The organism is Falsiroseomonas sp. RANM36 (genome assembly GCF_056682175.1).
Map to the genome: position 1 here is coordinate 511090 of NZ_JBWXTD010000004.1, position 7448 is coordinate 518537.

8 protein-coding genes and 1 tRNA gene are annotated in these 7448 nt (G+C 72.4%); 3 read left to right on the plus strand and 6 right to left on the minus strand.

The window, feature by feature from the left end:
* Positions 1-90: 90 nt before the first annotated feature.
* The 3 genes from mrdA (at position 91) to AC1MIR_RS16225 (ending at position 3093) form a co-directional block, all read left to right on the plus strand.
* Positions 91-1782 (plus strand): penicillin-binding protein 2, encoded by a 1692-nt coding sequence (gene mrdA / locus AC1MIR_RS16215; protein ID WP_480029557.1) that lies wholly within the window; start codon positions 91-93, stop codon positions 1780-1782.
* Entirely contained in the window at positions 1779-2930 is a 1152-nt protein-coding gene (rodA, locus tag AC1MIR_RS16220; protein WP_480029221.1) for a rod shape-determining protein RodA, read from the plus strand. Before mrdA ends, rodA begins: the two co-directional genes overlap by 4 nt.
* 87 nt (positions 2931-3017) lie before the next feature.
* Positions 3018-3093: transfer RNA gene (locus tag AC1MIR_RS16225), tRNA-Lys, on the plus strand.
* A 115-nt stretch (positions 3094-3208) separates the two neighbouring features.
* Here the strand turns inward: AC1MIR_RS16225 and AC1MIR_RS16230 are convergent.
* From AC1MIR_RS16230 to AC1MIR_RS16255, 6 genes are all read right to left on the minus strand, one after another.
* Complete coding sequence (locus tag AC1MIR_RS16230; RefSeq protein ID WP_480029222.1) at positions 3209-3799, minus strand: hypothetical protein; 591 nt, start codon at positions 3797-3799, stop codon at positions 3209-3211.
* 80 nt (positions 3800-3879) lie between these two features.
* Entirely contained in the window at positions 3880-4416 is a 537-nt protein-coding gene (locus AC1MIR_RS16235) for a hypothetical protein (RefSeq protein ID WP_480029223.1), read from the minus strand.
* Positions 4413-5894, minus strand: coding sequence for a YfjI family protein (locus AC1MIR_RS16240; RefSeq protein WP_480029224.1), 1482 nt, complete (start codon positions 5892-5894; stop codon positions 4413-4415). Before AC1MIR_RS16240 ends, AC1MIR_RS16235 begins: the two co-directional genes overlap by 4 nt.
* The gene (locus tag AC1MIR_RS16245) at positions 5887-6759 is read right to left on the minus strand and encodes a DUF7146 domain-containing protein (RefSeq protein WP_480029225.1); all 873 of its coding nucleotides are present in this window, start codon (positions 6757-6759) and stop codon (positions 5887-5889) included. The genes AC1MIR_RS16240 and AC1MIR_RS16245 overlap by 8 nt, the downstream gene beginning before the upstream one ends.
* Complete coding sequence (locus tag AC1MIR_RS16250; RefSeq protein WP_480029226.1) at positions 6756-6917, minus strand: hypothetical protein; 162 nt, start codon at positions 6915-6917, stop codon at positions 6756-6758. Before AC1MIR_RS16250 ends, AC1MIR_RS16245 begins: the two co-directional genes overlap by 4 nt.
* 213 nt (positions 6918-7130) lie before the next feature.
* Positions 7131-7355, minus strand: coding sequence for a helix-turn-helix transcriptional regulator (locus AC1MIR_RS16255; RefSeq protein WP_480029227.1), 225 nt, complete (start codon positions 7353-7355; stop codon positions 7131-7133).
* Positions 7356-7448 lie beyond the last annotated feature (93 nt).

Sequence of the window (7448 nt, forward strand, 5' to 3'; positions counted from 1 at the left end):
GGGTCACCCGGGGCTCTTCCGGGGGGGTGAGGCCGGCTAGTGTGAGGGCGCCGGGCTCGATGCCGACCTCTTCGGCCTTGTCGCCGGCCGCTGGCGCCGCCGCGCGGCCGCGTGCTGGACCGCGAAGGACGCATCGTAGCCGCGAACCAGCTGAACTGGCGCGCCCTGCTGGTGGCGGAGCAGACCGCCGATGTCGGCGCCACGCTCGAGACTTTCGGCCGCATCGTGCCGCTGACCGAGCAGGAACGCGCACGCGTGGAACGCGAGGTGCGTCGCCGCCGCCGCTTCGTGCCCGTGGTGGTGCGCGAGTTCCTCACCTGGGAGGAGATGGCGCGGATCGAGATGAACGCGCCCGACCTGCCCGGGGTCAGCGTCGATGTCGGCACCACGCGCATCTACCCCGAGGCCGAGCACCTGGCGCATGTGGTCGGCTATGTCGCCCCGCCCTCCGAGCGCGACATGGACGGCGACCCGCTGCTCGAGCTGCCCGGCATCCGCGTCGGTCGCGCCGGCGTGGAGCGGCACCACGACCGCATCCTGCGCGGCCGCGCCGGCACGGTGCAGCTGGAGGTCAACGCCGTCGGCCGCGTGATCCGCGAGCTCGACAGGCGGGAGGGCGTGCAAGGCGAGGACGTGCAGATCAGCATCGACACCGATCTGCAGAAGGCGCTGCGCGCGAAGGTGGAGGACGGCAGCTCCGTCGTGCTGATGGATGCGCGCAACGGCGAGGTGCTGGCGATGGCGACCCAGCCCTCCTTCGATCCGAACATCTTCAATTCCGGCGTCTCCGCCGCGCAATGGCGGCAATGGACGGCGAACCGCGCGACGCCGCTCATCAACAAGCCGACCAACGGGCTCTACGCGCCCGGCTCCACCTTCAAGATGGTGGTCGCGTTGGCGGCGCTGGAAGCGCGGGTCACCACCTTCGGGGAGCGCGTTCATTGCCCCGGCCACATGGACCTCGGCCGGGCGCGCTTCCATTGCTGGAACCGCTACGGGCATGGCGGGATGGACATGCGCACGGCGCTGAAGGTGTCCTGCGACGTCTATTTCTACGAGATGGCGAAGCGGCTGGGGATCGACCGCATCGCCGCGATGGCGCGCCGCTTCGGCCTCGGCGTGCCGCTCGAGATCGAGCTGCCGGGAACCAAGGCCGGGCTGGTGCCGACGCGCGACTGGCGGCTGGCGCAGGGCAAGCCCTGGGCGCTGGGCGACACGGTGGTGCACGGCATCGGCCAGGGCTTCTACCAGCTCACGCCGCTGTCGCTGGCCACCATGACGGCGCGGCTCGCGACCGGGCGGGCGGTGCAGCCGCACCTGACCCGCGCGATCGGCGGCCGCCCGGTGCGCGGCATCCGGGCCGAGGACTGGCCGAGCCTCGGCATCCCCGCCGCGCATCTGCGGCTGATGCGGGAGGCGATGTGGGCGGTGGTGAACGAGCAGGGCGGCACCGCCCGCACCTCTCGCCTGCCGGCGGAACTCGGCGTGCAGATGGCGGGCAAGACCGGCACGACGCAGGTGCGCCGCGTCTCCCGCGAGCAGCGCGAGCGCGGCTTCCGGGTGGACCAGCTGCCGCGCGAATGGCGCCCGCATGCGCTGTTCGTCGGCTTCGCGCCGCATGACGACCCGGTCTTCGCCTGCGCCGTGGTGGTGGAGCACGGCACCAGCGGCTCGGGCGCCGCCGCGCCGCTGGCGCGCGACGTGCTGGCGGAGGCGTTCAAGCGGCTGCGCCCGGTCCCGGGTGGGCTCGGGCCGCGCGTGGCGGAAGCGACCTCGCGATGATCTTCGAGCGTCGCCTTCTGCTGCGCGACCGCGGCGCCGGGGTGCTGGAGAAGCTCTGGCGCATTCCCTGGCCGTTCGTGCTGCTGCTCTGCGGCGTGGCGGCGGTGGGCTATGTGGCGCTGTATTCGGCCGGCGGCGGCGCGCCCGAGCCTTATGCGCAGCGCCACGCCATCCGCTTCGGCTTCGGCCTGGTGGTGATGCTCTCGATCGCGATGGTGGACATCCGCCTGATCCAGCGCTTCGCCTGGCTCGGCTACGTGTTCGGCGTGGGGTTGCTGGTCCTGGTGGAGCTGCATGGCCGGGTCGGCGGCGGGGCGCAGCGCTGGATCAACATCGGCCCGCTGCAGCTGCAGCCTTCGGAGCTGATGAAGATCCTGCTGGTGGTGGCGCTCGCCTCCTGGTTCCACCGGGCGAGCTGGGAGCGGATCGGCAATCCGCTGTTCCTCTTGCCGCCGCTGATCGCCATCGCCATCCCCGCGGCGCTGATCTTCAAGCAGCCGAACCTCGGCAATGCGCTGATCACGGTGATGATCGGCGGCGCGGTCTTCTTCGCCGCCGGGGTCCGGATGTGGAAGTTCGCGCTCGTCATCGCGGCCGTCGCCGTGCTGGCGCCGATCGCCTACGACCACCTGCACGACTACCAGAAGGCGCGGATCACCACCTTCCTCGATCCCGAGAGCGATCCGCTCGGCGCCGGCTACAACATCATCCAGTCCAAGATCGCGCTGGGCTCGGGCGGTCTTTGGGGCAAGGGCTTCCTGCAGGGCACGCAGGGGCACCTCAACTTCCTGCCGGAGAAGCAGACCGACTTCATCTTCACCATGATCGCCGAGGAGTTCGGGCTGGTCGGCGCGCTGAGCGTGCTCGGGCTGCTGGCCTCCGTGATCGCCTTCGGCTTTCTGGTGGCGGTGGCGAGCCGGCACCAGTTCGGCCGGCTCCTGGCGGTCGGGCTGGCGACCAACTACTTCCTGTACGTCTTCGTGAACGTGGCCATGGTGACCGGCACGATCCCGGTGGGCGGCGTGCCGCTGCCGCTGATCAGCCATGGCGGCTCGGCGATGCTGACGACGATGGTGGGCTTCGGGCTGCTGATGTCGGCCTATGTCCACCGCGATGCGGATCTCGGTGCCGCCAGCGAAGGGCCCTGAAGGGCGCAGGCCTGCGGTTGTTTGCTGGCAGCCTTGCGCTGACGGGCTGGACAAGGCGGGCGCTTGCCCCTATCAGCGCGCCCGGGCGGGCGCATAGCTCAGTTGGTAGAGCAGCTGACTCTTAATCAGCGGGTCCTAGGTTCGAGCCCTAGTGCGCCCACCATTCAGAACAAAGACTTAGATGGCGATCAAGTCCGGTTCGGACGTTTCAGTCGGCGTTGCGGACCCCCAGCGGACCCGCCGGGCGCAATTTGGGCGCGCGGTTCCGCCCGCCGGGCCTAGCGCGGTCGCGGCGCCTCGGCCTTCGCCATCGCCCCGCCGACATACTCTCCCCGGTGAGGCGCGAGGTAGCCCGTCACGGCGCTGAGCCCGGCTGCATCGAACAGCCAGCCCCATACCACCCGCGCGCGCCAAGCGTCGGGGGCGGGTAGCTCCGGCTCGGGCAAGCCCGCCTGCCGCAACTGGTCCGCGACGGCCTGCGCCATGAGCAGCGGCGCGAGGTCCCCCACCCTCTCGGCCCGCGCACGGTCTAGCCCCGCCTCGGCGGCGGCGACCGCGATGGCCGGCCCCGCCTCGTCCAGTACCGAGCAGACAGCCGCGTGAGCGGCCCGTCCGATGTGAACGGCGCCGAGTTCAACTCGCGCCCGCTCCCGCGTTCCGCGCCCCTTGTCGGTGTCGAGGTTGGCAAGCAACCACGCCAGCGCGTCGGCGGGGTCTAGGGTGCCGTCCTCCCGCTCGGGCATCCCGGCGGCGAGCCATTGCGATACCCTGCCGCGCGTCACGCCCAGGCGGTCGGCAAAGGCGGCTTTCGTTTCAGTCCAGCACATCCGCATCTCGTCCTTTAGTTTAGGGTTATAGAAATCTTGCATCTAGCGTGGTGCCGGGGTGCCAATGGCTGCGGCGCGGCGGCGCCAACAGGGACCCAGAGGCTAGGAGGGACGGGTCATCCTCAGGTCCCCATCTCTAGCACCGCTCGCCCCGGCGGCGGCGGATGGCAGGTCGAGCAGGTCCATCCGTCCGGCGTCGGCGCCACTGTCCACCACCGGCCCGACCTGCACCGGCAGCATCGGTCGCCCTCGCGCGGCGCGTCGGTCGGGTCCGACCACGAGGGCGGCCGGGCGCGGGCGGCGAAGGTCGAGCGCGACACGGCGGGCGGGAGGTCGGGCAGCAGCCCGGCGGCGTCGAGCGCGGCGACCACATGCGGGGCGGCGATGTGCCGCCGGCCGTCCGGCAGGATCAGCACCAGCCATCCATCGGGATCGGCCTCCCGCTCGGCCCCGTCCGCAACGCTGGCGGCGATGCGCCGCGCCTGGTGCAGCAGCCCGTGGCCGGGCGGGTTTTCGGCTTTCGGCGCAGCCTCCCGCGAAAGCTGCGAAAGCTGCGAAAGTTCGGCCCCGCCCGCGTCCGCTTTCGCAGGTGTCGCAACTTTCGCAGGGGCGGCGGCCCCAACTGAGAACCGCGTGCCGAACCGGGCGAAGGGGGTCATCGCACCACCCTCCACACTTCGCGCCGCCGCTCGCCCCGGACTTCGGCGCCGCCCGGCACCGGCACCAGCCATCCCGCCTCTACCAGCGTCGCCACCGTGGCCTTCGCCGTGTCGCGGCTGCGGATCGCGTTCGGCCCCAACCGCGTGATGTCCGGCAGGGACACGAGGTCGTCGCCCCAGGCGGTCCTCAGCCAATCGAGCAGCCGCAGCGCCGTGCGCTGCTTCTCCGGGACCTGCCCGGCGGCGTCGAGGCGCAGGGCTTCGGCGGCGTGATGCTGCGCCAGTTCTATGCCCGCCTCCATCGCCTCGGCGCCGATCTCGGCGGCGGCGAGGTCCTGCACCAGCGTCAGCACGGCGGCGAGGCGCGCGGCGTGTTCGGCCAGCTTGTTGGCAAGGGGGCGGATCGGCGCCAGCGCGCCGCCCTCGCCTAGCTGCCCTTCGATGTGATCCGCGAAGGCGATCCAGCACGCGCGGGCCGGCGGCGACAGCGGCAGCCGGCGCGGCGCGAGCTGGTTCCGCGCGCCCTCGGCCATCGGCATGGGCGCCTCTAGGATGGACAGCAGGCGGGCGCCGTAGCGTCGGATCGCGGCATCCGCGCTGGCGGGCGGTTCGCGCCACAGTCGCGTGCCGCTGGCGGCGTCCGGCGCGGTCGGCAGGATGCGGCCGAGCAGACCTTGATCTTTCAGCACCGGGTCGTGGAACAGCGTCGCGGCGGCCTCGGGCTGCGCCATGAGGTGCAACGACACGCGCCGCCCCGGCAGGATGATCGCGCCGTCACCGGCCCGCACGCGCCGCAGCGGCGTTCCATCCCACAAGCCCGACAGACCTGCCGCCGAGCGCAGTCGGGCATCGTCCCTCATGGCGTGCCCGTTGATGAAGGCGCCGCCCTCGGGCGAGAAGATGCCCAGGCTCGGCAATCCAATCGGCATCAGCTTCGCCATGCCCTCGACGGTCGGCTCGTCCATCGTGAGCAGCGGCATGAGCGGCGACGGCGGGCGCGGGCCGAGCGCGTCGAGCGCGGCCTTCATCTCGTCGCGCCCGCGCTTCTTGTCCTTCGCGATCTTCTCCCGCGCCGTCTCCCATGCCGTGATGGCGTTGGTCGCGCTCTCCATCTCGGCGCCATAGGCGGCATGAAGTGCGGCCTCGCGCTTGCGGATGGGCCACAGGGCTCCCTCGTCGGCGGCGGATTTCCTGCCGCCGCTTTCGAGGATGGAGAGCAGGAACAGGCTTACAGGCCGCGCGCTGCCGGTCGGCAGCACCACATCGGCGTGCCCCTGCACGGCCAGCGCGGCGGCGCCCAAGACGCTGGTGCCGCAGACCGCAACCGGGGCCTGCACCTTGTCGTGGATGCCGCGCGCGGCGGCGGCGAGCAGGTCGCCCAACGCCTCCACCGGATAGGGCGTGGCCGGCGGGATATCGCGCGCCAGCGGGGCGGGCGCCTCGGCCCCCGCCTTCTTCGTGGTGAAGCCGTCAGCCATTGCACGCCTCCCGCGCCAGGCGGCGCCGCAGCACATCGTTGAAGTCGGCGGTCGGATCGTCGGGCGTTGCGACATGCACGCGCTGGCCCAGGCCGCGCCAGCGGTCGGCGGCGGCCCATGCCTCGCGCTGCCCAACCGGGTCCGGGTCGGCGGCGAGGATGATCTCGCCCGGCCCGGCCGGCGGGATGATCGCCTTCATGTTGCCGGCGGCGATGCCGGCCCATGCGGGCGCGCCGAGCAGGCGGCCCGCCGACAAGCTGCTTTCGATGCCCTCGCCAATCACCAGCGGCGCACCGGCCACCGGCTCGTGCAGCATGATCGCGCCGCCGGCCATCGGCCCCTTCGTGGCCTTCGCCGGGTCCACGCTGGCCTTGCCCGCGCCGTCGCGGCGCAGATAGGTCCGGTGGATCGCCACCGGCTCGCCCGTGGTGGTGGAGCGGATCAGCGCGACCAGCGCAGGGAAGGTGCCGGTCGCGTTCGGGTGGCGCAGGGCAGGGTGGTAGCGGAGCGCCGTCGAGGTCGCGTCAGGCAGGCCGCGCGCGGCGAGATAGACCGAGCCCAGCGTGCCCTTGAGACTCATGGCCTCGTGCCAGGTCGCCAGCGCGGCGCGCGTGCGGTCGGTGGCGTCGGCGGTCGCGCTGGTGCCGGGCGATGCGGGCGGCGTCCAGGCGCCATCCGTCGCGCTGCGGACAGCGGCGAGCAGCCCGTCGCGATCCTGGCACGAGGCGCACCACCACAGGGCGCGGCCGTCCTTCACGCTCATGGTGAAGGTGCCGGCGTAGCCGCAGGATGGGCAGTTGCCCGACCAGCCCCGGCGGTTCTGCCGCAGCCCCAGGGCGGCGGCGATGGTCGCGGCGTCGGTCATGTCCGCACCGCCTCGCCGGTCGGCGCCGGCAGGGAGATGGAGCGCAGCACGAGCAGCGCCGCAGTCTCGGCGCACTCGGCGGCGGCGAGGTCGCCTCGGCGCCGCGCCTCGGCGGCGGCCTCTAGGTAGTCTCGCAAGGCGTTGGTCGTGGGGGTCATGGAACAGCCTTTCGGGCTGCGCCTTCCGCTGGATTGCAGCGCCGCTCAGGGCTACATCTCGCCGTGTCCGCGTCGAGAAGTTGCCCCGGCCGCGTCGCGCTCTAGCCCAGCGCGGCGCGGTCGTTTTCTAGGTGGTGGAGAGCAGCCGCAGCGCGCCGAGCAGCGCGAGCAGCACCAGCGGGCCGAGCAGCGGCGAGAGCATGGCGAGGCGCATCACGCGGCGACCTTCCCGGCCATCTCGGCCGCGCGATGCTGGTAGGTCCGCGCCTCGGCCCAGGCGGTCACGCCGGCCTCGGGATAGGCCACGCGCCGCACGCCCAGGCGGCACCACGCCGGCCCCTCGCCGGTCAGGCGCCACCGCTGCAACGTGCGCTTGGACACAGACAGAAGGCGCGCGGTCGCGGCCTCGTCGAGATACCGCTTCGTCTCTGCGGTCATGTGCAGCCCCTTCTTCGCGCGGCGCGCCCAGCGCCGCCCGGGGGGGGCCAAAGGGACAGGGTTAGCGGGCACGCACCCGGGTTTTTAGGCGGG